The sequence below is a fragment of the Leifsonia sp. ALI-44-B genome (genome assembly GCF_001984125.1).
Taxonomy (GTDB): domain Bacteria; phylum Actinomycetota; class Actinomycetes; order Actinomycetales; family Microbacteriaceae; genus Okibacterium.
On record NZ_MTQL01000006.1, the window covers coordinates 630,735 to 653,742 of the forward strand.

The window sequence follows — 23,008 nt, forward strand, 5'->3', positions numbered from 1 at the left end:
TAACATTGCCGTCGAACGCCCTTACTACTCTAGAACTCATGACAACCCCCGACCCGTTCGCGTCCCTCGGTGTGACTTTCGACGGGTCGGGCGGCCGCATCGGCGTCTGGTCCGCGAGCGCCACCCGCATCGAGCTCGTCCTTTTCGATGACACCGACCCCCAGTGGGTGACGGGCCGGGTGCCCCTGACGCGCGGCGAATCGGATGTCTGGACCGCCAGCTCCCCCCTGCTCACCCCCGGCCGCCGCTACGCGCTGCGCGCCGACGGCCCCACCGGCCCGCGGCACCGCTTCGACCCCGACGCCCTGCTGCTCGACCCGTACGGCCGCGGCCTGCAACGTGTGGCCCAGGGCGAATGGCGCTCGACGGCCGTCGACGAGTCCTTCGACTGGGGCGGGGTGCAGAAACCGGCCGTGCCGCTCGATCGCACGGTGATCTACGAGGCCCACGTGAAGGGGCTGACGAAGCTCAACCCGGCGCTGCCCGAGAATCTGCGGGGCAGCTACGCGGGACTCGCGCATCCGTCGACCATCGAGCACCTGACAAGCCTCGGGGTGACGAGCGTGCAGCTGCTGCCCGTGCACGCCTTCGTGTCGGAGCAGCGGCTTCTCAAGCAGGGCATGACCAACTATTGGGGCTACAACACGCTGTCGTTCTTCAGCCCGCACGCGCCCTATGCGTCGCGCACCGCTCAGGCTGGTGGGCCCGCCGCTGTGCTACGCGAGTTCAAGGGCATGGTGCGGCTGCTGCACGAGGCCGGGCTCGAGGTGCTGCTCGACGTGGTCTACAACCACACGGCAGAGGAAGGGCCGGATGGTCCGCGGCTCAGTCTGCGCGGTCTCGACGACTCGAGCTACTACCGTCAGGACGACCGCGGCCGCTACATCGATGTGACGGGCTGCGGCAACACGCTGGACACCAACTCGCCGGGCGGTCAGCGGCTCGTGCTCGATTCGCTGCGCTACTGGGCGAACGAGGTGCAGATCGACGGGTTCCGCTTCGACCTGGCGGCCGCGCTCGGGCGTAACGCGGGACACGAGTACGACCCCGAGCATCCGCTTCTCACCGCGATCGTCGACGACCCGTCGCTCGCGGGTGTGAAGATGATCGCCGAGCCGTGGGATGTGGGCATGGGCGGCTGGCAGACCGGCCACTTCCCCGACGGCTGGCACGAGTGGAACGACCGCTACCGCGACCGCGCGCGCAACTTCTGGTTGAGCGATGTGGACTATTCGCGGCGCGCGAGCGATCCGCCCGTCGGCATCGGCGGTTTCGCCACGCGGCTCGCGGGCTCGTCGAACACGTTCAGTGCCTCCCGCGGGCCGCTCGCATCGGTTAACTTCGTCACGGCGCACGACGGTTTCACGCTGGCCGATCTGGTGTCCTATGACGTGAAGCACAACGTGGGCAACGGCGAATCGAATCGCGACGGCAGCGACAACAACCGCTCGTTCAACCACGGCGCCGAGGGCGAGACCGACGACCCCGGCATCCTGGCCACGCGTCGCAAGGCCATGCGCAACCTGCTCGGCACGCTTCTGCTGTCGGCGGGCGTGCCCATGATCACGGCGGGTGACGAGATCGCGCGCAGTCAGCGCGGCAACAACAACGCCTACTGCCACGACAGCGAGCTCACCTGGTTGTCCTACGGGCCGACCCCTCACGAGCAGGCGTTGCGTCGGCACGTCGAGACGCTGACGCGCGTGCGCACCGAGAACCCCGCGCTTCGTCCCCAGCGATTCGGAAAGAGCGGCGTGCGCGTGCCGAGCGCGAGCGAGATGGACTGGTACGACGCTTCAGGCTCGACCATGAGCGACGAGGACTGGACGTCGCCCCGCCATCGCACGCTGCAATACGTGGCCGCGTCGACACCCGAAACCGAGGAGTTCAACCGCATCCTGCTCATCGTGCACGGCGTCGAAACCGACGTGAGCGTCACGCTGCCCCAGCACGATGGCGTGGTGCGCTACCGCTCGCTGTGGTCGAGCGCCGAGGACGAGGTTGCGGGTGCCGACGGTGCCGTGTTCGCGCCGGGCGATGTGGTCGACGTATGCGCGACGTCGATGTGGTTGTTCCGGGCCGAGAGCGACTAGGCGCGGCGAGCGCTGACGACCGTGGCGTCGCCCTCAGCCGAGCGGATGGTCTCTGCCGCCAGGCCGGCCGCACGCATGATCTGCGCCGACGGCCCGGCCTGCGCCTCGCTGGTCTCGACGAAGAGCGTTCCTCCCGGCGCGAGCCAGGCGAGGGCGTCGTCCGCGACGCGGCGCTGGATGTCGAGCCCGTCGTCGCCGCCGTCGAGTGTGCCGAGCGGCTCATACAGTCGCGCCTCGGGCGGCAGCAGCGCGATGTCGGCCGTCGGCACATAAGGCGTGTTGCAGACGAGCGTGCGGATGCGACCCCGCAGGTTGTCCGGGAGTGTGGAGTAGAGATCGCCCTCGAAGACGTGGCCGCCCACCGGTTCGAGGTTCACGCGCGCCCAGGAGACGGCGCGGGGGTCGATATCGGCGGCGGTCAGTTCGATGCCGGGCACCCGCCCGGCGAGGGCCAGCCCGATCGCCCCCGATCCGCAGCAGAGGTCCACGACGGTGTCTCCCGCCCGGGTGACCGATGCGGCCGCTTCGACAAGCAACTCGGTGCGGTGGCGCGGCACGAAGACGCCGTCCCCCACACGCACGCGGATGCCGTCGAACAGGGCCCAGCCGAGGACGTACTCGAGCGGCACGCCCGAGACGCGTTGCGCCACCATCCGCTCGAGGGCTAGTCGGTTTGCGAGGGTCTCCGGTGCCTCAGAACCGAGCATTTCTGCCAGGAGCAGGGCGGCCTCCTCCTCGGCGAACACGCATCCGGCCGCACGCAGACGGCGCGCGACATCCGCTTCGATGTCGTGGATGTCTCGGTTGCCGGGCTGGGTCACTGCCACCCGATGCGGTTGCCATACCCGTCGACGAATCTGAGCTGCGGGAACTCGTGCGACAAGCGCACCAGGAATTCTTGCCCCTCGGCCGTAGACACGGGCCACGCCCAGTTCTGCACGCCGCCCGAGCGTTTGAGCGCCTCGACGAACATGTCGCGTTCGGCCCCGGCGCCCTCATGGCGTTTGGGCACCAGGACCCGAGTTATCCGCGCGTAGTCGTGCAGCACGATGAACTGGAAGCTCGACCCCGTCTTGTCGTCGCGCACGATGAATTCACGCGAACCCGGGATGTCGGGCGGAATCTCGACCGTATCGAAACGTCTGTTCGCCCCGGCCGCGGTCGATTGGCGGTATGACCGCGCGAAGAAGAACAGCACGACCGCGATCATCGACATGACGACCAGGCCGCCGACGATGCGGCCGCCCGGGAATGCGTCGAGGTCGAACATCGGGTCAGTCCTCCGCGCGCTCGGTGTCTTCGCCGTCGCTTTGGGCGACGTCGCCGACGGCACGACCGTCCTCGCCGGCGCGGTTCATGTGGGTGTCGTGGTCGTCGTCACCGTGCCCGGGCGCCGTCGGCAGCGACGTCTCGCCGAGCAACGACGGAACGCGCCCGAGCGCCTCGGCCGTCGCGACGCCGTGGCTGTCGTCGGGGTGAGCGATGAGCCCGAGCTCGGCGGGTGCCGCGAGGAGCGGATGCCGGGGCAAGACCCGCACGGTGTAGCCGAACCCGCCCGAGTGCACGAGCCGGACCTCACCCTCGAAGATCGTCTCGTGCGATCCATCCGCCGGCGCGTCCGCGTCGGTGCCCGCGTTCGCGCCGCCGGCGGGTCGCAGCTCGGCGATGCGCGTCGAGGTCAGTTCTCCGTCGAACGAGGCGGCGCCGTAGACGACCTGCACGCTCAGTTCATCCGGCGACAGACCCGCCGTGAGGATGCGGGCGCGCAGGCGCAGGACGTCGTCCACCTGCGGCACGTGCTCGAGTCCCCCCGATTCGACGTGGGCGACCGCGACGCCCGGCCAGGCGCCGCGCACGCGCTGCTTCCAGGCGGCCAACTCGCGGGCCGGGCGGGAGTTCTCGGGCGCGAGGGTAGCTCGCGAACGCGCGGCGGGAACGTAGAGGTTCTCGACGTACTCCCGCACCATGCGCTCGGCGCTGAGCTCGGGCGACAGGTGGGCGAGCGAATGCCGCACGCGCGACATCCAGGCCCTCGGCACACCGTCGTCGCCGCGGTCGTAGAACTCGGGCACCACGCGCGTCTCGAGCAGCTCGTAGAGCGCGTTGGCCTCGAACAGGTCCCGCTCCTCGCTGGCCCCCTCGCCCGGAGCCGTGGGAATCGCCCAGCCGTTGACGCCGTCGAAGTACTCGTTCCACCAGCCGTCGAGGATGGACAGGTTGAGCGAACCATTCATGGCCGCCTTCATGCCCGAGGTGCCGCAGGCCTCGAGCGGGCGGAGCGGGTTGTTCAGCCACACATCCGTGCCCGGGTAGAGCACCTGGGCCATGCGGATGTCGTAGTTGGTGAGGAACACGATGCGTCCGCGCACGGCCGGCTGCTGCGCGAACTCGACGAGCTTCTGAATGAGACGCTTGCCGTCTTCGTCGTGCGGATGCGATTTGCCGGCGACGACGATCTGGACCGGCCGGTCGGGGTCGGTCAGGATGCGCGTCAGGCGCTCCTGATCGTGCAACATGAGCGTCAGTCGCTTGTAGGTGGGCACGCGGCGCGCGAAGCCGATGGTCAAGACGTCGGGGTCGAGCACGCGGTCGATCCAGTCCGGCGTGATGCCGCCGCGATTCTGCTCCAGCCACAGGGCGCGTTCACGCTCGCGGGCATCCGATACGAGCGCCTGTTTCATCTTGCGGCGCACGCGCCACAGGTCCTCGTCGGAGAGGGCCTCGGACTGCCAGTCGACGCTCGTCGTGTCGGTCGTGCCGAAACGCTCCTCGGCGAGCCGCACGAGCCGCGAATCCGTCCAGGTCGCGGCGTGCACGCCGTTCGTGATCGACCCGATGGGCACGTCGGCCTGCTCGAAACCGGGCCACAGCTTTTGGAACATGCCGCGCGACACATCGCCGTGCAGCTCGGACACGCCGTTGGCGCGCTGGGCCAGCCGCAAACCCATGAACGCCATGTTGAACGCGGATGCGTCGCCTCCCGCACCGGCGTCACCCCCGTCTGTCGGCTCGGCCCCTAGCGTGAGCGCATCGCCCGGGTCGACGCCCGGAAGCAGGTCGCCGCCGTCGAGATAGCGCGCGACGAGCCCGCGGTCGAAGCGGTCGATGCCCGCGGGAACCGGGGTGTGCGTCGTGAAGACCGTGCCGGCCCGCACGACCTCGAGCGCCTCGGCGAAAGAGAGGCCCTGGCCGATGAGCGACGAGATGCGTTCGAGGCCGAGGAACCCCGCGTGACCCTCGTTGGTGTGGAAGACCGTCGGGAACGCGACATCCGACAGATCGCACCAGTATTCGACCGCTCGAACTCCCCCGATGCCGAGAAGAAGTTCCTGGCGCAGCCGGTGCTCGGTGTCGCCGCCATACAGGCGATCGGTGACGGCACGGTATTCGACCGTGTTCTCAGGGATATCGGTGTCGAGCAAGAGGAGCGGCACGCGCCCCACCTCGGCGCGCCACACGCGGGCCGACAAAGCCCCGCCGTCGGGCATCGCCAGGGTGACGACCACCGGGGTGGCATCGGCGTTTCGCAGCAACTGGATGGGCAGGCCATCCGCATCGAGAACCGGGTAGCTCTCCTTCTGCCAGCCGTCGGCCGACAGCGACTGCGCGAAATAACCGGCCCGATAGAACAGGCCGACGGCTACGAGGGGCACGCCGAGGTCTGAGGCAGCCTTCAGGTGGTCACCCGCCAGAATGCCGAGGCCACCCGAATACTGTGGCAACGACGCCGCGATGCCGAATTCCGGTGAAAAATATGCGATGGATGTCGGCGCGTCGTCACCGAGCGACTGATACCAGCGCGGCTCCCGCAGGTAGACCTCGAGGTCGGAGCGCAGCCCGTTAGCCCACTCGACGAAGCCGCGATCATCGGCCAATTGGCGCAAACGGTCGGCCCCGATGGCGCCCAGCAGTGCCACCGGATCGTGCCCCGTGGACTCCCACAACTCGGCGCTCATCTCGCGGAACAGGCGCTTCGTCGGCTCGTGCCAACTCCACCGCAGGTTCGAGGCGAGCACGCCGAGCGCGTCGAGAGCGGGAGGGAGCACGGGCCGCACGGTAAATCGTCTGATCGCCTTCACCCGCTCAGCATAAACCGGTGGTGTGAACTCCCTCTTAGATGCTGTGCCCGGACGATACAACCCCTCACAGAGCCAGCCCGACTCCGGTACGGTCGGACAAGGACCAACGGTAAGGGGAGCGGCTCTCGTGGCAGCAGAAAAAGGCAACCGACGTCGGACACCGGCGAAGACCACCAAGAAGGCTTCGTCGCCCCAAGCGGCCGCGGCCGACGGGATCGTGACAAACCCGGGGGCAGTGAGCCCCGGCGCAGTGAACGCTGGCGCAGTGAACCCCGGTGCAGTGAACGCTGGCACAGCGAACGCTGGCTCAGTGAAACCGGGCGCGGCGGATGCCGTCGAAACCCCGATCGTGGAGCCGTCGCCGCCGACGCCGCCCGCGACGGCCGCCTCACACACGCCCGACGCGCCGAGCCTCGAGGACACAACGGCTCCCGCCGCCGTCACCGACGCCGGCACCCCGGCCGCAGCCGCAGCGCCGACCCAGCCCGGCACCGACGACGTTCCGGCCGAGGCTTCGGGTGGCGACCTGCCGACGAGCGGTTCGACCGCCGGCGCCTCGGCGACAGCCGGTGCGGCCGCGCTCGACCTCTCGCTGGGCGCCGACAAGACCGCCGACACCCCGGCGACCGATGCGGCCCGTCAGGCCGGCAGCGACTTCCGCCCCGTCATCGGGCGCATCCCCGTGCTCGACATCACCCCCGCGCTGCCCGACCACCTGTGGCCGGCCAAGGCCGTCGTCGGCGAGGTCGTCGAATTCGGCGCCACCGCCTTCCGCGAGGGCCACGACCTCATCGGCACGCAGCTGCTCCTCACCGATCCGTCGGGCACCACGACGGCTCACCGCCTGTCTCCCGGAGCCCCCGGGCTCGACCGCTGGGAAGGCCTCGTCCGCGTGGATGTCGAGGGCGACTACACCTTCCGCGTGCGCGCCTTCGCCGACGACTGGGCCACGTGGCAGCACGCCGCCGAGATCAAGGTGCCCGCCGGCATCGATGTCGAGCTCATGTTCCAGATCGGCGCCGGACTCGCGGCCCTCGCGGCCGACCAGCCCGAACGCTCAGAGGATGCGCGAGCGCGCCTGTCCGCGGCCGCCCGCACGCTGCTCGACGACGAACGCTCGATCGACGAGCGCGCCGCCGTCATCAGTGACGAGACCGTGTCGGCCCTTCTCGCCGACATCCCGCTCGCCTCGCTCGAAAGCTTCTCCGACGAGCGCACGCTGCGCGTCGAGCGCCGCCGTGCCGGCGTCGGCTCCTGGTACGAGTTCTTCCCGCGCTCCGAGGGCGCCATCAAGAACGCCGACGGCTCCTGGCAGTCCGGCACGTTCCGCACCGCGGCCCGACGCCTCGAAGGTGTGGCGGCCATGGGATTCGACGTGCTCTACCTGCCGCCCATCCATCCCATCGGCCATGCCTTCCGCAAGGGGCCGAACAACACCATGAACCCGGGGCCGCACGACCCCGGATCGCCGTGGGCCATCGGCTCGGCCGAGGGCGGACACGACGCCATCCACCCCGACCTCGGCACCGTCGAAGACTTCCAGTTCTTCGTCGCCGAGGCGCAGAAGCACGGCATCGAGGTCGCCCTCGACTTCGCGCTGCAGGCATCGCCCGACCACCCGTGGGTGACCGAGCATCCCGAATGGTTCACCACTCTGCCCGACGGCACCATTGCCTACGCCGAGAACCCGCCGAAGAAGTATCAGGACATCTACCCGATCAACTTCGACAACGACCCCGAGGGCATCCGCCAGGAGGCGCTGCGCGTGCTGCGGCACTGGATCGACCTGGGTGTGCACATCTTCCGCGTCGACAACCCGCACACCAAACCGCTCGACTTCTGGGAGTGGATCATGCACGAGGTGCGCCAGACGCACCCCGACGTCGTGTTCCTCGCCGAGGCGTTCACGCGCCCCGCCATGCTGCAGGGGCTCGCCAAGGTGGGCTTCCAGCAGAGCTACAGCTACTTCACGTGGCGCAACACGAAGGAGGAGCTCGAGGAGTTCTTCCAGAGCATCTCGCACGAGACGAGCGACTTCCTGCGCCCGAACCTCTTCGTCAACACGCCCGATATCCTCACCGAGTACCTGCAATTCGGTGGGCCGAGCGCCTACACGATCCGTGCAGCCCTCGCCGCGACGGCCGCACCCGTCTGGGGCGTCTACTCCGGTTTCGAGCTGTTCGAGAACGTGGCCCGCCCGGGCGCCGAAGAGAACATCGACAACGAGAAGTACGAATACAAGCCGCGCGACTTCGCGGCCGCCGAACAGGCCGGCGCATCGCTCGGGCTCTTCCTCGGGCTGCTCAACAAGATCCGCCGCGAGCACCCCGCCCTGCAGCAGCTGCGCAACCTGACGTTGCACGCGAGCGATGACGACAGCATCCTCGTCTACAGCAAGTTCCTCGACGGCGCTTTCACCGAAAGCGGCACGAGCGACCGCATCCTCGTCGTCGCCAACGTCGACCCGCACTCGGTCCGCGAGACCACGGTGCACCTCGACACGACGGCATTCGGCATTCCGCAGGGCGCGGCCTACGAGGTCACCGATCTGGTGACCGGCGAGACCTACACGTGGGGGGACCACAACTACGTGCGACTGGATGCGTTCTCGCACCCGGTGCACATCTTCGAGGCGAAGGAGATCCGCCCATGACCCCTCCCCGTTTCCCCTGGTCCAAGAAGTCGGCCGACGAGCCCGACGAGACCGCATCGACACCCGCACCGAAGGCTGAGGAACCTGTGACCGAACAGAACGAGAAGCCCGACGCATCCACGCCCGTCTCCGAGGCACCCGGCGTGGAGCACGCGCACCACGCGGAGCCCTTCGGCGAATACGCCGGCCAGGACCGTGACCCCGAGACGATCTCGCCGGAAGCCGAGGCGCACGCCGACGAGGTCGAGGAAGAACTTCCGGCCCAGGTCAGCCAGTTCGACGGCGACACGGCGGATGTCGTGATCGACGTTCCCGGCACCGAGACCGAGGCCGCGACCGGCGACAGCGCCGCCGCCCCCGAGGTCGTCCCGGCGACGGGCACCGCGACCGACACGGAGACCGCCGCGGCCACGGACGCATCGTCTACCGATGGAGACGTATCCGCCGAGGGCGCCTCCTCCCCCGGCTCGCCCGACGACGCAGCGGCGGCATCGGCTCCCGCCCATGACTCTTCCGACGTTCAGCCCGCCGAGGCGACCCCTGCCGACCCGACGGTAGACGAGTGGATCCTCGAAGCCGTCGCCGAGGGCCGCTACTACTCCCCCCACAGCGTTCTCGGCATCCACCCGCTGGGCGGCGGCCGCACGGTCATCCGCGCCCGACGCCCCCTGGCCGAATCGGTCACCGCGCACCTCGCGCCGGGCGGCACCGTCGCGCTCGAGCACGCCCACGCCGGCATCTGGCAGGGCGTCTTCGACGGCGACCCCGTCGACTACACCGTCGAGGCCACCTACGAAGACGGTCCCCCGTGGATCGCCGACGACCCTTACCGTTTCGCCCCGACCATCGGCGAACTCGACCTGCACCTCATCGGTGAGGGCCGCCACGAAGAACTCTGGACCGCCCTCGGCGCCCACGTGCGGACGCACGGCGGCATCTCGGGCGTCAGCTTCTCGGTGTGGGCTCCCCATGCCCAGGCCGCGCGCGTCGTCGGCGACTTCAACGGCTGGGATGGCACGGGCCACGCGCTTCGCAACATGGGTTCGACGGGCGTGTGGGAAATCTTCGTGCCCGGCCTCGAAGCCGACGCGCTCTACAAGTTCGACCTCCTCGGCCAGGACAACGTTTGGCACCGCAAGGCCGACCCTATGGCGCGTTTCTCCGAACAGTCCCCCGGCACCGCCTCCATCGTCGCGCCGCCGTCGACGCACGAATGGCAGGATGCCGCGTGGCTCGAGCAGCGCGCCACCACCGAGGTTCACCGCCGCCCCATGAGCGTCTACGAGATGCACGTGGGTTCGTGGCGTCCGGGTCTCGGCTACCGCGAACTCGCCGAACCGCTCATCGATTACGTGCTCGCCCTCGGCTACACCCACGTCGAATTCATGCCGCTGGCCGAGCATCCGTTCGGCGGCTCATGGGGCTACCAGGTGACGGGTTATTACGCCCCCACCAGCCGTTTCGGCAACGCCGACGACCTGCGCTACCTCATCGACCGACTGCACGGCGCCGGCATCGGCGTGCTGCTCGACTGGGTTCCCGGCCACTTCCCCAAGGATGCCTGGGCGCTGGCGAACTTCGACGGCCAACCACTCTACGAGCACCCGGACCCTCGCCGCGGCGAACAAAAGGACTGGGGCACGCTCGTCTTCGACTTCGGCCAGCGCCAGGTCAAGAACTTCCTCGTCGCCAACGCGCTCTACTGGCTTGAGGAGTTCCACGTCGACGGCCTGCGCGTCGACGCCGTCGCCTCCATGCTCTACCTCGACTATTCGCGCAACGAGGGCGAGTGGCTGCCGAACCAGTACGGCGGCCGCGAACACCTCGAGGCGATCTCGTTCCTCCAGGAGGCGAACGCTACGGCCTACAAGCGCAACCCCGGCGTCGTCGTGATCGCCGAGGAGTCGACCAGCTGGCCCGGCGTCACCAAGGCCACGAGCGAAGGCGGCCTCGGCTTCGGCTACAAGTGGAACATGGGATGGATGCACGACTCGTTGCAGTACGTCCAGGAGGACCCGCTCTACCGCTCCTACCACCACAACGAGCTCACGTTCTCGCTCGTCTACGCGTTCAGTGAGAACTTCCTCCTGCCGATCAGCCACGACGAGGTCGTGCACGGCAAGGGTTCGCTCTTCAGCAAGATGCCCGGTGACCACTGGCAGAAGCTCGCGAACATGCGCGCCTACCTGGCCTTCATGTGGGCACACCCCGGCAAGCAGTTGCTCTTCATGGGCCAGGAGTTCGGGCAGCAGTCCGAATGGTCAGAGGGCCGCGGGCTCGACTGGTGGACCCTCGACCAGCCCAGCCACCAGGGCCTCTTCGACCTCGTGTCACAGCTCAACAAGGCCTACGTCGCCAACCCGGCCCTCTGGGAGCTGGACGCGTCGCACCAGGGCTTCGAGTGGCTCGACGGCGGCGATGCCGAACGCTCGGTGATCTCCTTCATCCGCTGGGCCGAGGATGGCAGCGCCATCGCCGTCTTCGTCAACTTCTCGGGTTCGCCTCACCACGACTACCGCACGGGCCTGCCCTTCGCGGGCGAGTGGGACGAGATCCTCAACACGGATGCCGCGGCGTTCGGCGGCTCGGGCGTTGGCAACATGGGCACCGTGACGGCGACGAACGACCCGTGGGCCGGCCGCAGCGCGTCGGCATCGATGTCTCTGCCGCCCCTTGGCGCGGTCTGGCTCAAGTACCGCGGATAGCGAGACCCATCAGACACGGAAACGGCCGGGAGAGGATGTGAATCCTTCTCCCGGCCGTTTCTCTTGCGTCAGTCCAGACCGTCTCGTCCGCGTTCGTTGCGAGCGTCTCGAACAGCGGAGCGTCTAGAACAGCAGGTTGGTGAGGCGTCCTCGCGCGATGGCGACGCGAGGGTCGTCGAGCCCGACGACCTCGAACAACTGCAGCAAACGCGCCCGCACGGTGTTCTTGCCATCGGCGTCCTGCTCGGGGAAGAGCGTGAGCAGGCGGTCGAAAGCATCCTCGACATGCCCGCCTGAGAGGTCGAGATCGGCGACGTCGAGCTGAGCGCCGAGGTCGTCGGGCTTCTGCGCGGCGGCCGAGCGGATCTCGTCGAGCGTCTTGCCGTTCAGGCGGTGCAGCAGGCTCACCTGCGCGAGCCCGGCGTGCGCCATCTTGTCGGTGGGGTTCTGCGCGATGGCCTTCTCGTAGGCGCGGATGGCGGCCGGGTAGTCGCCCTGATCGATCGCGTCGTACGCCTCCTGGTGCAGCGGCGGCAGCGGCGGTTCCTCGGGGGCGGCGGCTGCGGCATCCGTGTCACCGGCGGCCCCACCCACGACCGTGACCGAACCCGAGACACCGCTCTGCGCGGCGGCCTCGAGAACCTGCTCGAACACCTGGCGAACCTGCGCTTCGGGAATGGCGCCCTGGAACAGCTGCAACGGGCGCCCGCCGATGACGGCCGCGACCGTCGGGATTGACTGCGCCTGGAACGCCTGCGTCAGCTGCGGGTTCTGGTCCACATCGACCTTGACGAGCACGAACCGGCCGCCGAATTCGGCGACGAGCTTGTCGAGAATGGGCGACAGCTGCTTGCACGGCTGGCACCACTCGGCCCACAGGTCGACGATGACGGGCACCTGCGACGAGAGGTCGAGGAACTGGGTGAAGTTCTGATCGGTTCCGTCGAAGACGAGGCCGGGCAGCTCGACAGCTGCGCCGGCAGCGCCCGCGCCTCCGGGCTGGCCGGCTGCTGCCTGCACTGCAGCGCTCGTGGGCGCCCCGGCAGCTGCCCCGGCAGCCCCAGCACCATTCGTCGCGCCCGTGGGCTGTGCGGCCGCCTGAGCGTTGGCCCGGTTGACGAGCCCCGACAGGTCGACGGCTCCGCGCAGCGCGGCGGGGTTCACATCGAGATTGGCCATGTCTTACAGATCCTCCAGTGATGACAAACGGTAAACGGCGGTGAGATGCCTACGGCAGTTCGGTGGCGCTCACGAGCCCCTGGCTGAAGCCGAGCAGACGAATCTTCTCGGTGCTGCCGGTCGGCGGCACGTAGAACAGCAACTGGTCGCCGTAGGTGCTCGTGACACCCTTCTTCGTCTCGGTGAGACCGCTGAGGGCCGCGACGGCTCCGGATGTCTTCACGCTCGCGCCCTCTTCGACCGGCTTCACGGTCTCGGAGTCGGTCACGTTGACCGCGATGATGGCGCCCGAGTCGTTCGTCGCGAGGGCCAGAGCCGGGCCCGAGCCTGCCTTGGTGGCGAATTCGATCGACGCCGTATCGGGCAGGTCGGCCTTCTTCTTCTCGCGGTCTTCGGACACCTGTGTGCGCAGCGTGTCGCCCTCGGCCGCAAACTGGGCGGCGTACTGCGAGCTATCCCCGTTGGCGAGCACGTCGGCGTAGGCTTCGGCGATCTTGTCGGGCGCGATCAGCAGGAAGCTCGAGTCCGGCGGAATCTGCGAGGCGCCGATGGTGGCGGGCGCGACATCCGGAATCTGAGCCTGGGGCTCGAGCCGCACCGAGTAGTCGATGAGGTAGTTGGCGCGCGGCGTCTCCTGCGTCAGGACGAGCAGCGTCGGGGCGACGCTCGTGTCCTCGGCATCCTGAATGACCGTCATCACGGTGCGCGGCCAGGTGTCGGATGCCTGGGGCAGCGTCAGCGTGATGGGCGACGCGGGAATCGCGGGGGTCGCCTGAGCATCGGCATTCTTCGAACGGATCTGGTAGTTCGCCTTGCGCTCGTCGAGCGCGGGGCCCGTCAGGCGCGTCGCTGCAACGTCGGCGCTCTTCTGCTCGTCGGCGTCGGCGACCACGGCCGAGATCTTCGAGACGATGCGCTCGATCTGCGGCACGCTGACGACGGGGGCGGGTTGGCCGTCATCCGTCGCGGCCGCATCGGTCGAGGTGCTGGTCGGCGTGGCGCTCTGGGCCGGCAGCTGCGGCCAGAAGCTCGGACTGCAACCGCTTAGGGCCAGCGACGAGACGAGGGCGACGGGGATGACGGCGATCAGGGCGTTGCGGCGTGCAGCCTTGGGCCGCCGGGCCTTGGGAGCGCGCGGCAGCTTCTTCTGGTCGTCGAGGGGCGGCAGCGACTTGCGGCGGGGACCGCGCGAGCGGCGCATGTGACGCAGGCCGAGCAGGTAGAGCACGAGGCCGACGGCCAGCAGGATGATTCCGCCGACGATCAGCGGGCCGGCCCACGGCGTGGCGTTGTCGAGCGGCCACGACAGTTTGACGGTGGAGGGGGCGGGCTCCGAGCCATCCGAAGCAATCAGCACGCTCACATCGTCGGGCACGCTCATGGGCGCGATCAGCGCGCGGTCTTCGGTGAACTCGCCCAGCCACAGGTCGGAACCCGCAGGGTCGGTGACGTCTGAGGCCGTATCGGCATCGGCGGATGCCTCATCGCCCGAGTTGGACCCGGTCGACGTGTCGGCGGGCTTCGGCGTCACGACGTCGGACACGAGCTTCTTCTCGTCGTCGAGGGTCAGGAGGTTGTACTTCGACTCCCCCAGCCAGGCCTTCACATCGGACGTGCGGCCATAGGCCAGGTAGGCCTTCGACGAGCCGGCCAACGTCACGGTCTGCTGACCGGGGTTGGCGTTCAGCGTTGTGCCGTCGATGACCGTGTAGGGCAGCTCGCCCGACACCTTCACATCGACCGTCTGGGTCGGCGGACCCAGGAACACGGTGCGCTGAGCGATGCCCGTGATGATCATGGCGGCGGCCACGACGAACGCGGCTATAGCGAGTACGAATCGCACGAAATCTCCTCCTGGGTCGCCGTTGCGGGGGTTCTCGCACCCGTCGACAGGGGTTCGTGACGGGCGGACGGCGACGAACACAGACATTCCAGACTAGCGGCACAGTCTGAGAGGCGTCTAGAAAGTGAGCGGAGGCGCAGACGCAACGGGGTCCGTCCTGCGCAAGGTGCTCGCGTGCTGCGCGCTACGATGAAGCGATATTGCGGCCGGGGTCTCTCCGGCCGTTCGCGCCGAAGGGGCACCCATGAAGATTCAGAATCCGTTCCGGTTCGGCCTGGTCGCGACGCTCGGCGTCGGCCTCGGCCTGCTGATCATCACGTCGATCATCTCGCTGCAGACCATCCTGATCTATATCGGCGCTGCCCTCTTCATCGCCCTCGGTCTCGAGCCGATCGTCGGATGGCTCGAGAAGAAGCACTTCCCGCGCTGGTCGGCCGTGCTCATCGTCGTCGTGGGCGTCCTGGCGCTGGTCGCGGGCCTCGTGTGGATGCTCGTGCCCATCATCGCCGAGCAGATCACGAAGCTCGTCAAGCTCATTCCGACCATCCAGCAGCAGATCGGCGACCTGAGTCTTGTCGAATACATCAAGGCGCAGTTCCCCTGGGTGCCCGTCGACAACATCATCGGCGAGGTCGGCAAGTTCTTCAGCGATGTGAACAGCGTTGCCAACCTGACCGGAGGGCTGCTGGCGTTCGTCGTCGGAGTCGGTTCGGCGCTCTTCGGCGTGCTGATCGTCCTCATCCTCACCCTCTACTTCACGGCCTCGTTGCCCTCGATGAAGCGCGGCATGTACCAGTTGGTGCCCGCGTCGAAGCGCGCGAACTTCGCCGACCTGTCCGAGCAGATCACGTCGTCGGTCGGGCGTTACGTCATCGGCCAGGCGTCGACCGCCGCCATCAACGGTGTGCTGTCGTTCATCTTCCTGTCGATCATCCAGGCGCCGTTCCCGGCCGTGCTCGCGGTCGTGGCGTTCTCGTTCTCGCTCATCCCGCTCGTCGGAACGCTGACGGGCTCCATCATCATCACGCTCGTCTGCTTCATCCCGGGCCTCGGCGGCGTGACCACGGCCATCACCGCGGCCATCTACTACCTCGTCTACATGCAGATCGAGGCGTATGTCTTGAGCCCCCGCATCATGAGCCGGGCCGTCGCCGTCCCCGGTGCCGTCGTCGTCATCGCCGCCCTGGCCGGTGGCTCGCTGCTCGGACTGCTCGGAGCGCTCATCGCCATCCCGACCGCCGCGTCGATCCTGCTCATCATCAAGCAGGTCCTCATCCCGCGCCAGAACGAGCTGTAGGAACCCCGCAGCTCACCATCGCCCCCAGGCGTTGAGCGTTAGCCCGGTAGGCGTTAGGTATCAGCCCGCCGGGCGTTAGGCGTCAGCCCGGCGGGCGTTAGGCGTCAGCCCGGCGGGCGTTAGGCGTCAGCCCGGCGGGGGTTAGGCGTCCGCCCGGCGGGCGCTAAGCGTCAGCCCGGCGGGCGTCAGGCGTCAGCCGTTCCAGACGGCCGGCAGCGGCAACGCCTCGGGGTTCACGGCGCGCACGATCTCGGTCAGCACGGTGCGGGTCTGAGACTCGCCGACCCAGAGGTGCTTGCCGCCGGTCACGGGGATGAGAGTCATATCGGGAACGGCCGCAAAACGTTCGGCCGCGGCATCCGGGCGCAGGTATTCGTCGAACTCGGGAATGAGAGCGATGAGCGTGCGCGGGTCGCCGTGCCAGGCCGCGACCTCCTCGGCCGTTGCGCGGTGCAGCGGCGGCGACAACAGGATGGCCCCGTCGATATCGTGCTGTCGGCCGTACTTCAGCGCCAACTCGGTGCCGAACGACCACCCCACGAGCCACGGATGCGGCAGCGAGAACTGCGCGACCAGGTCCATCGCCGCGCGCACATCCGCTTCTTCGCCGATGCCTTCCTCGAATGTGCCATCACTGGTCCCTCGCGGCGAGGTGGTGCCCCGCGTGTTGAACCGCAGCACGGCCAGTTGCGCCAGCGCGGGCAGCCGCGCGGCTGCCTTGCGCAGAATGTGCGAATCCATGAAACCGCCGTGGGTCGGCAGCGGATGCAGCGTCACGAGCGTCGCGACCGGGTCACCGTGTTCGGGAAGCGCCAGCTCGCCGACCAGCGTGAGCCCATCCTCGGTGTGCAGCTCCACGTCTTGCCGCCGTGCGGGAAGCTCGACGCTCCCCCGGATCTCGATCTCGTCGCTCATACTCGTCCTGTCGCTTGTTCTGTCGTTCTCCGTGTTGCACGGCGTCATGCCGCGCATGGTGCCGTCACGCCGAGGGTATCGCCGCCGCGGTCCGGCTCAGGCGATGTTCCAGCAGTGCAGGTGCCAGTGCCGGCGCGCGGCGAGGTCGGCCTCGTCGCCCATGACGCCGTCGGCGCGCCAGGCGACGAGATGTGCCACCCCGATCTGGATGCCGAGCTGACACCCGGGGCAGATGTAGACCTTCGCGGCCTGCGTGGCCGACACCGGCTGCACGTTCCATTCGCGGCCGCGCCGCGTCTCGGTGCGCCGCCATCCCGACATGAGATACGAGAGATCTTCGTCGTTGTTGGAGGGTTTGCGCCCGCGGGGCCGGTTGCTTCTGGGCATGAAACCATCCTAGGGAACAACGAAGGGGCCGCATCCGAAGATGCGACCCCTGCGTGAGTGGTGCAGCGTTGCTGAGGAAGGCTTTAGTACCAGTTCATGGCCTGCGAGTGGGCCCAGGCGCCGCACGGGCTGCCGTAGCGGCCCGTGATGTAGCCGAGACCCCAGGTGATCTGGGTGGCCGGGTTGGTCTGCCAGTCGGCACCGGCCGTCGCCATCTTGCTGCCGGGAAGGGCCTGCGGGATGCCGTAGGCACCGGACGAGCCGTTGTTCGCGTTGACGCGCCAACCTGACTCCTTGTTCCAGAGAGAGACCAGGCACGAGTACTGGTCGTCGCCCATGCCGCGCGCGGCGAGCATGTCACGCGCGATGGCCTTGGCCGAACCCGGGTCGGGAGCCGCAGCCACGGGCGCAACGCCCGAACCTGTTGCGGCTTTCTTGGTGGCCGTGCCGGTGGCGGGAGTCTCGACGACCGGCGTCGGGGTCGGAGTCGGCTTGGGAGCCAGGACGACCTCGTAGCCATCGCGGTCGAACGCCGTCTCGTAGCTACCGGCGACGGCGACCGTCTGAGCGGCCTCTCCGTCGAAGCGGTGACCGGCCGGCTGGTAGTACGGCGAGGCGATAGCGCCTGCCGTCGGGTCTACCACGTTGACCATGACGACCCCGGATGCCGCGGCAAACGCGAATGCGAAGAGCGCAATTCGCGACCGGGATCGAGGTCTGTGGAACGCCGCTCGAGTGCCTCGAGTCGGCTTGGATGCTGGAAGATTCACTACATGCTTACCCACGATCATCCGATTTTAGCCGAGATGTCGTGTATTAGCCACCCGAGGGGGGTCCGCTCAGCGAACCGCCAGCATCACTTCGACCACGCTGTCGAGCAAAAGGTCGACCTGAGACTCGCGATATCCGCCGCGTTGCGCGGAGAACGCGACCGTGCGGACCTGCTCGATGTTGACCGGTTTTCCCTCTTCGAAGTAGGCGATGAGGCGCTCGGCCAGCGCATCGACCTCTGACCGTCGGTAACCCTTCGAGAGGAAGCTCACGCGCGAGAAACGTTCGCCGTCTGGACGGGCGAGCCGGTTCAGGATGACCTGCGCGGTCTCACGAGCCGACGAGAGCCACTCGCGTTTCCCTGCTTCTTCGAACGCCCGCTCGCGTTCGCGCAGGAAGAACGCGTCTTCGAGTCGCTCGAGCGCGGCATCGACATAGGCGGTCGAGTATCCGCCCTTCTTCAGGCCGAACGACACGTGGCGAATCTCATCGGATGTCATGCCACCATCGTCGTCCGCGTCGTAGGCCGCGCGGGCCCGGGCGAGGAAGGCGTCGACCTCGCGCTGGTCGTACCCTTTGCTGCGACGCTTGGCCGTCGGGAATGTCGTTGTCACGCGACTATTCTGCCTTACCGCGGACGGGGGTCGGCGCGGAGCGTGTGGCCCGCGTCATCCGAGCGGCGTCTGCAGGTTGACGATCAGGAACACGGCCAGCGCGATGGGTGCCGACGGCAGCATGGAGTCGAGTCGGTCGAGGATGCCGCCATGCCCAGGCAGCCAGGAGCTCATGTCTTTGACACCCATATCGCGTTTGATCAGCGACTCGGTGAGGTCACCCATGGTGGCAGTGCCCAAGATGAGCAGGCCCAGGATGATTCCGACCCACCACTCGACCTGCAGCATGAAGATCGCCAGCAGTACACCCGCGATAACCGCTGCGATGCCCGCCCCGATGAAGCCTTCCCAGGTCTTCTTGGGGCTGATTCGCGGCGCCATCGGATGCTTGCCGAAGTTCAGCCCGGCCACATAGGCCCCGGTGTCGACCGAGACGACGAGGATGAGGAACGCGAGCACCCACCACTGACCGCCTTCTTGCCGCACAAGGACGACAGCGAAGGATGCCAGGAACGGCACGTAGATCTGCACGAATGCACCGGTCGCGAGGTCGGCGACGGTATCGATCGCGGACCGGCTCGTCTGCGAGGCCATCTGGGCTAGCAGACGCCACACGACGACGACAGCGATCGACCCGAGCAGCGCTGACCACCGCACGGCGCCGTCGCCGAGGTAGCCGGACGCCACGATGCCCACGCCGAAGACGACCTGGGGTATGGCGTCGAGCCGGCGCCCCGACTTGTTGAGCGCCTGCACCAACTCGAAGGTCGTGACCGCGACGATGAGCGCCGCGAAGATGACGAAGACCCATTTGAGGAATATGAGGCTCGAGATCAGCAGCAGCCCGAGAACCAGGCCGATGCCGATGGCAAGCACCAGGTTGCGCCCGGTGCGGGCTTCGATGCGCTCGTTGGCCTGGTCGATCTGCGCGCGCGTCGCCTGCACCTGCCGCTCGATCTCGGCACGCTTCGCCTTCAGCTGTGACTGGAGTTCGTCGCGGCTGAGGCGTTTGCGCGCAGCAACGCGCGGCACCTTCCCCGTGCGGGGTTCGTGTGGATCGGTCATCATATCGCCGCCTGGGGCGGACGCGGGTGTTCCACGAGGCGTCAGACCTCGAGGAGCTCCGCTTCCTTGCGCTTCAGCGCGTCGTCGATCTGGTCGATGTGGGTCTTGGTGAGCGCTTCGAGCTCTTTCTCGGCGCGCGCCACGTCGTCGTCGCCGACCTCGCTCTTCAGCGCCTCGAGGTCGTCCTTGCCCTTGCGACGGATGTTGCGCACGGCCACCTTGGCGTCTTCACCCTTGCCGCGCACGATCTTCACGTATTCGCGGCGACGCTCTTCGGTGAGCTCGGGAAGCGTGACGCGCACGATGGTGCCGTCGTTGGTGGGGTTGGCACCCAGGTTCGGGGTGTCGCGGATGGCCTGCTCGATGTTTTTCAGCGCCGACTTGTCGTAGGGCGTGACAATGAGCGTGCGCGCCTCCTGGTTCTGCAGCGATGCGAGCTGCTCGAGGGGCGTCGGCGTGCCGTAGTAGCTCACCAGGATCTTCTGGAACATCTGCGGGTTGGCACGGCCCGTGCGAACCGAGGCGAAATCGTCTTTAGCGACCTCGACGGCTTTGTTCATTCGGGCGCCGGTGTCTGACAGAACATCCGCGATCACGGGGACTCCTTCTCGTTGCGTGCAGTCGTCACCATTCTATGGTGAACGGATGATGACGACATACGGGTGGCGCCGGGGCGCCCGGGTGGGTGGTGCTAGTTCTGGACCAGGGTGCCGAGGCCGGCTCCGAGGATGGCGGCGGTCACGTTGCCGGCCGGCTGCATGCCGAACACCTGCATGGGCATGTTGTTGTCCATGCACAGGCTGAACGCGGTGGAGTCGACGACCTTGAGACCGCGCTGCAGGGCCTCCTGGTAGGTGATGTGGTCGATTTTGTGCGCGTCGGGGTTCTGACGGGGGTCGTCGGAGTAGACGCCGTCGACACCGTTCTTGGCCACGAGCACGACGTCGGCACCGATCTCGAGCGCGCGCTGGGCGGCGACCGTGTCGGTGGAGAAGTAGGGAAGGCCCGCCCCGGCACCGAAGATGACGACGCGGCCCTTTTCGAGGTGACGTTCGGCGCGGCGCGGGATGTAGGGCTCGGCGACCTGGGTCATCGAGATGGCGGACTGCACGCGCGTGGCGGCGCCGGCCTGCTCGAGGAAGTCCTGCAGGGCGAGGGCGTTCATGACGGTGCCCAGCATGCCCATGTAGTCGGCACGGCCGCGGTCCATGCCGCGCTGCGACAGCTCGGCGCCGCGGAAGAAGTTTCCGCCGCCGACGACGATGGCCACCTCGACCTCTTGGGCCGCCTGGGCGATCTCCTGGGCGATGGATGCGACGACGTCAGGGTTCACTCCGAGTGCGCCTGCACCGAATGACTCGCCCGACAGTTTCAGCAGTACCCGGCGCTTCTTCTTCTGGTCGGACATGTGTGCACCCTTTCATCCTGATTCTCACTAAAGCTACTGTGTGCGCGTGCCGCTCTCGGCGTGTGCGCACAAAAAAGGAGCCCGGATTGCGTGAATGCAATCCGAGCTCCTTCGGGGTATTAGGCCCCGACCTTGAAACGAACGAAGCCGGTGATGGTGAGGCCGGCGTCAGCCACGACCTTCTTCACCTGGACCTTGTTGTCTTTCGCGTAGTCCTGCTCGAGCAGGGCGACCTGCTTGAAGAAGGCGCCGAGGCGGCCTTCGACGATCTTGGGCAGGGCTGCCTCGGGCTTGCCTTCGTTGCGGGAGATCTCGGTGACGATCTCGCGCTCCTTCTCGACGGCGTCGGCCGGAACGTCTTCGCGAGCCAGGTACTGCGGGTCGGCGAAGGCGATGTGCTGGGCGATGCTGCGAGCGGTGTCGGCGTCGGAACCGGTGTACCCGACGACCACGCCGACCTGCGGGGGCAGGTCTTTGGAGGTCTTGTGCAGGTAGACGGCGAAGTCGTCACCCGTCACGACGGCGAGGCGGCGGAGTTCCACCTTTTCGCCGATGATGGCGGACTCTTCGTCGATGGCCTGGGCCACCGTCTTGTCACCGGTCGACGCGGCGAGTGCCTCGTCGACGGTGGTTGCACCGGCGGCGACGGCGGCGTCGAGGACGACCTCGGACAGGTTGATGAACTTGTCACCCTTTGCCACGAAGTCGGTCTCACAGGCCAGCTCGATGAGCGTGGTCGTGTTGCCATTCTGCTTGGCGGCGACGAGGCCCTCGCTCGTGGAGCGGTCGGCGCGCTTGGCGTTCGACTTGGCACCCTTGAGGCGGAGGATCTCGACAGCCTTCTCGAGGTCGCCGTCGGCTTCCACGAGTGCGTTCTTGCTGTCCATCATGCCCGCGCCGAGACGGTCGCGGAGCGCTTTCACATCAGCGGCAGTGAAGTTTGCCATTAATATCTGCTTCCTCGTTCTAGGAACTGGTAGGAGGGAAAATTACTCAGCGTCGGCGACGGGCTGCTTCTCAGCCTCGGTCGCTTCTGCTTCGAGGCGAGCCTCGGTGTCGGCGTCGGCCTCGGGGGTCTTGGGGTCCTCGACCGGGGCGTCTTCCTTTGCCTCGTTCTTGGCCGCAACCTCGGCGTCGGCGTCGTTCTCTTCGGTGGGCAGCGGCGCGGCTTCGCTCTGGGCGAGCAGCTCCTGCTCCCACTCGGCGAGGGGCTCGGTCGGAGCGGAGGACTCGCCGGCTTCGGGCTTCTGGTGACGCTGGATGAGGCCCTCGGCGGCGGCGTCGGCGATGATGCGCGTGAGCAGGCTCACGGAGCGGATCGCGTCGTCGTTACCCGGGATCGGGTAGGTGACCTCGTCGGGGTCGCAGTTGGTGTCGAGGATGCCGATGACGGGGATGCCGAGCTTCTTGGCCTCGTCGATCGCGAGGTGCTCTTTCTTGGTGTCGACAACCCACAGAGCCGAAGGCGTCTTGGTGAGGTTGCGGATTCCGCCGAGCGACTTGTGCAGCTTGTCGAGCTCGCGCTTCTTGATGAGCAGCTCTTTCTTGGTGAAGCCGGACTTCGACGAATCTTCGAAGTCGAGCTCCTCGAGCTCCTTCATGCGAGCGAGGCGCTTCGAGACGGTGCTGAAGTTGGTGAGGAGGCCACCGAGCCAACGCTGGTTGACGTAGGGCTGGCCGACGCGCGTCGCCTGCTCGGCGATGCTCTCCTGAGCCTGCTTCTTGGTGCCGACGAAGAGGACGGTGCCGCCGTGGGCGACGGTCTCCTTGACGAAATCGTAGGCCTTGTCGATGTAGCCGAGCGACTGCTGCAGGTCGATGATGTAGATGCCGGAACGCTCGGTGAAGATGAAACGCTTCATCTTCGGGTTCCAACGGCGGGTCTGGTGCCCGAAGTGCACGCCGCTGTCGAGCAGCTGGCGAATGGTTACGACGGCCATGAGCCGTTCTCCTATTCTGGCGCCCCTGTGGAACGCCACTCGGTTGTTATCCGTGGCCG

General features: G+C 67.6%; 18 protein-coding genes. 4 read left to right on the top strand and 14 right to left on the bottom strand.

Annotation, left to right across the window (positions count from 1 at the left end):
• The first annotated feature begins 38 nt into the window (after positions 1 to 38).
• On the top strand, positions 39 to 2,093 hold the full coding sequence (gene glgX / locus ALI44B_RS03955; protein ID WP_077053399.1) for a glycogen debranching protein GlgX: 2,055 nt from the start codon (positions 39 to 41) through the stop codon (positions 2,091 to 2,093).
• On the opposite strand, the gene ALI44B_RS03960 is transcribed toward glgX, so the two are convergent.
• Genes ALI44B_RS03960 through glgP form a run of 3 tightly spaced genes read right to left on the bottom strand, consistent with a single transcriptional unit; the run spans position 2,090 to position 6,172 of the window.
• On the bottom strand, positions 2,090 to 2,920 hold the full coding sequence (locus ALI44B_RS03960) for a putative protein N(5)-glutamine methyltransferase (RefSeq protein WP_238592044.1): 831 nt from the start codon (positions 2,918 to 2,920) through the stop codon (positions 2,090 to 2,092). The two genes, glgX and ALI44B_RS03960, sit on opposite strands and share 4 nt — an antisense overlap.
• Entirely contained in the window at positions 2,911 to 3,363 is a 453-nt protein-coding gene (locus ALI44B_RS03965) for a hypothetical protein (protein ID WP_077053401.1), read from the bottom strand. The genes ALI44B_RS03960 and ALI44B_RS03965 overlap by 10 nt, the downstream gene beginning before the upstream one ends.
• 4 nt (positions 3,364 to 3,367) lie before the next feature.
• Positions 3,368 to 6,172, bottom strand: a complete 2,805-nt coding sequence (gene glgP, locus ALI44B_RS03970; protein WP_083709506.1) for an alpha-glucan family phosphorylase — start codon at positions 6,170 to 6,172, stop codon at positions 3,368 to 3,370.
• 703 nt (positions 6,173 to 6,875) lie between these two features.
• On the opposite strand from glgP, the gene ALI44B_RS03975 reads away from it, so the two are divergent.
• Both ALI44B_RS03975 and glgB read left to right on the top strand, forming a co-directional pair.
• Positions 6,876 to 8,825, top strand: a complete 1,950-nt coding sequence (locus ALI44B_RS03975; protein ID WP_238592139.1) for a maltotransferase domain-containing protein — start codon at positions 6,876 to 6,878, stop codon at positions 8,823 to 8,825.
• The gene (glgB, locus tag ALI44B_RS03980) at positions 8,822 to 11,530 is read left to right on the top strand and encodes a 1,4-alpha-glucan branching protein GlgB (protein WP_083709508.1); all 2,709 of its coding nucleotides are present in this window, start codon (positions 8,822 to 8,824) and stop codon (positions 11,528 to 11,530) included. The genes ALI44B_RS03975 and glgB overlap by 4 nt, the downstream gene beginning before the upstream one ends.
• A gap of 123 nt (positions 11,531 to 11,653) precedes the next feature.
• Here glgB and ALI44B_RS03985 read toward each other — a convergent pair whose 3' ends face one another.
• Both ALI44B_RS03985 and ALI44B_RS03990 read right to left on the bottom strand, forming a co-directional pair.
• Positions 11,654 to 12,709 (bottom strand): tetratricopeptide repeat protein, encoded by a 1,056-nt coding sequence (locus tag ALI44B_RS03985; RefSeq protein ID WP_077053403.1) that lies wholly within the window; start codon positions 12,707 to 12,709, stop codon positions 11,654 to 11,656.
• Between the two features lie 49 nt (positions 12,710 to 12,758).
• Positions 12,759 to 14,552, bottom strand: coding sequence for a DUF8094 domain-containing protein (locus ALI44B_RS03990; protein ID WP_077053404.1), 1,794 nt, complete (start codon positions 14,550 to 14,552; stop codon positions 12,759 to 12,761).
• A gap of 244 nt (positions 14,553 to 14,796) precedes the next feature.
• Between ALI44B_RS03990 and ALI44B_RS03995 the strand changes: the two genes are divergently transcribed.
• Entirely contained in the window at positions 14,797 to 15,849 is a 1,053-nt protein-coding gene (locus ALI44B_RS03995; RefSeq protein WP_077053405.1) for an AI-2E family transporter, read from the top strand.
• Positions 15,850 to 16,041: 192 nt separating this feature from the next.
• On the opposite strand, the gene ALI44B_RS04000 is transcribed toward ALI44B_RS03995, so the two are convergent.
• From ALI44B_RS04000 to rpsB, 9 genes are all read right to left on the bottom strand, one after another.
• Positions 16,042 to 16,764: an alpha/beta hydrolase gene (locus tag ALI44B_RS04000; protein ID WP_143458965.1), complete on the bottom strand. Its 723-nt coding sequence runs from the start codon at positions 16,762 to 16,764 to the stop codon at positions 16,042 to 16,044.
• A 96-nt stretch (positions 16,765 to 16,860) separates the two neighbouring features.
• On the bottom strand, positions 16,861 to 17,151 hold the full coding sequence (locus ALI44B_RS04005) for an Rv1322 family protein (RefSeq protein WP_077053406.1): 291 nt from the start codon (positions 17,149 to 17,151) through the stop codon (positions 16,861 to 16,863).
• Positions 17,152 to 17,234: 83 nt separating this feature from the next.
• Complete coding sequence (locus ALI44B_RS04010) at positions 17,235 to 17,804, bottom strand: aggregation-promoting factor C-terminal-like domain-containing protein (protein WP_238592045.1); 570 nt, start codon at positions 17,802 to 17,804, stop codon at positions 17,235 to 17,237.
• Between the two features lie 186 nt (positions 17,805 to 17,990).
• Entirely contained in the window at positions 17,991 to 18,536 is a 546-nt protein-coding gene (locus ALI44B_RS04015; protein WP_077053407.1) for a DivIVA domain-containing protein, read from the bottom strand.
• Positions 18,537 to 18,590: 54 nt separating this feature from the next.
• Entirely contained in the window at positions 18,591 to 19,604 is a 1,014-nt protein-coding gene (locus ALI44B_RS04020) for a phosphatidate cytidylyltransferase (RefSeq protein ID WP_143458967.1), read from the bottom strand.
• A gap of 38 nt (positions 19,605 to 19,642) precedes the next feature.
• Positions 19,643 to 20,197, bottom strand: coding sequence for a ribosome recycling factor (frr, locus tag ALI44B_RS04025; protein ID WP_077053408.1), 555 nt, complete (start codon positions 20,195 to 20,197; stop codon positions 19,643 to 19,645).
• A 95-nt stretch (positions 20,198 to 20,292) separates the two neighbouring features.
• Positions 20,293 to 21,009 carry a UMP kinase gene (pyrH, locus tag ALI44B_RS04030; RefSeq protein ID WP_077053409.1) on the bottom strand — a complete coding sequence of 239 codons (717 nt, stop codon included), beginning with the start codon at positions 21,007 to 21,009 and terminating at the stop codon, positions 20,293 to 20,295.
• Between the two features lie 119 nt (positions 21,010 to 21,128).
• On the bottom strand, positions 21,129 to 21,956 hold the full coding sequence (gene tsf, locus ALI44B_RS04035) for a translation elongation factor Ts (RefSeq protein WP_077053410.1): 828 nt from the start codon (positions 21,954 to 21,956) through the stop codon (positions 21,129 to 21,131).
• A 42-nt stretch (positions 21,957 to 21,998) separates the two neighbouring features.
• Positions 21,999 to 22,949 (bottom strand): 30S ribosomal protein S2, encoded by a 951-nt coding sequence (rpsB, locus tag ALI44B_RS04040; protein ID WP_077053411.1) that lies wholly within the window; start codon positions 22,947 to 22,949, stop codon positions 21,999 to 22,001.
• Between the last annotated feature and the right edge of the window lie 59 nt (positions 22,950 to 23,008).

Excerpts from the sequence above, each read along its gene's own strand:
- glgX (WP_077053399.1), top strand. The coding sequence starts at position 39 with ATGACAACCCCCGACCCGTTCGCGTCCCTCGGTGTGACTTTCGACGGG.
- ALI44B_RS03965 (WP_077053401.1), bottom strand. The coding sequence starts at position 3,363 with ATGTTCGACCTCGACGCATTCCCGGGCGGCCGCATCGTCGGCGGCCTG.
- glgB (WP_083709508.1), top strand. The coding sequence starts at position 8,822 with ATGACCCCTCCCCGTTTCCCCTGGTCCAAGAAGTCGGCCGACGAGCCC.
- ALI44B_RS03985 (WP_077053403.1), bottom strand. The coding sequence starts at position 12,709 with ATGGCCAATCTCGATGTGAACCCCGCCGCGCTGCGCGGAGCCGTCGAC.
- ALI44B_RS03995 (WP_077053405.1), top strand. The coding sequence starts at position 14,797 with ATGAAGATTCAGAATCCGTTCCGGTTCGGCCTGGTCGCGACGCTCGGC.
- ALI44B_RS04000 (WP_143458965.1), bottom strand. The coding sequence starts at position 16,764 with ATGAGCGACGAGATCGAGATCCGGGGGAGCGTCGAGCTTCCCGCACGG.
- ALI44B_RS04005 (WP_077053406.1), bottom strand. The coding sequence starts at position 17,151 with ATGCCCAGAAGCAACCGGCCCCGCGGGCGCAAACCCTCCAACAACGAC.
- ALI44B_RS04010 (WP_238592045.1), bottom strand. The coding sequence starts at position 17,804 with ATGGTCAACGTGGTAGACCCGACGGCAGGCGCTATCGCCTCGCCGTAC.
- ALI44B_RS04020 (WP_143458967.1), bottom strand. The coding sequence starts at position 19,604 with ATGATGACCGATCCACACGAACCCCGCACGGGGAAGGTGCCGCGCGTT.
- pyrH (WP_077053409.1), bottom strand. The coding sequence starts at position 21,009 with ATGTCCGACCAGAAGAAGAAGCGCCGGGTACTGCTGAAACTGTCGGGC.
- tsf (WP_077053410.1), bottom strand. The coding sequence starts at position 21,956 with ATGGCAAACTTCACTGCCGCTGATGTGAAAGCGCTCCGCGACCGTCTC.
- rpsB (WP_077053411.1), bottom strand. The coding sequence starts at position 22,949 with ATGGCCGTCGTAACCATTCGCCAGCTGCTCGACAGCGGCGTGCACTTC.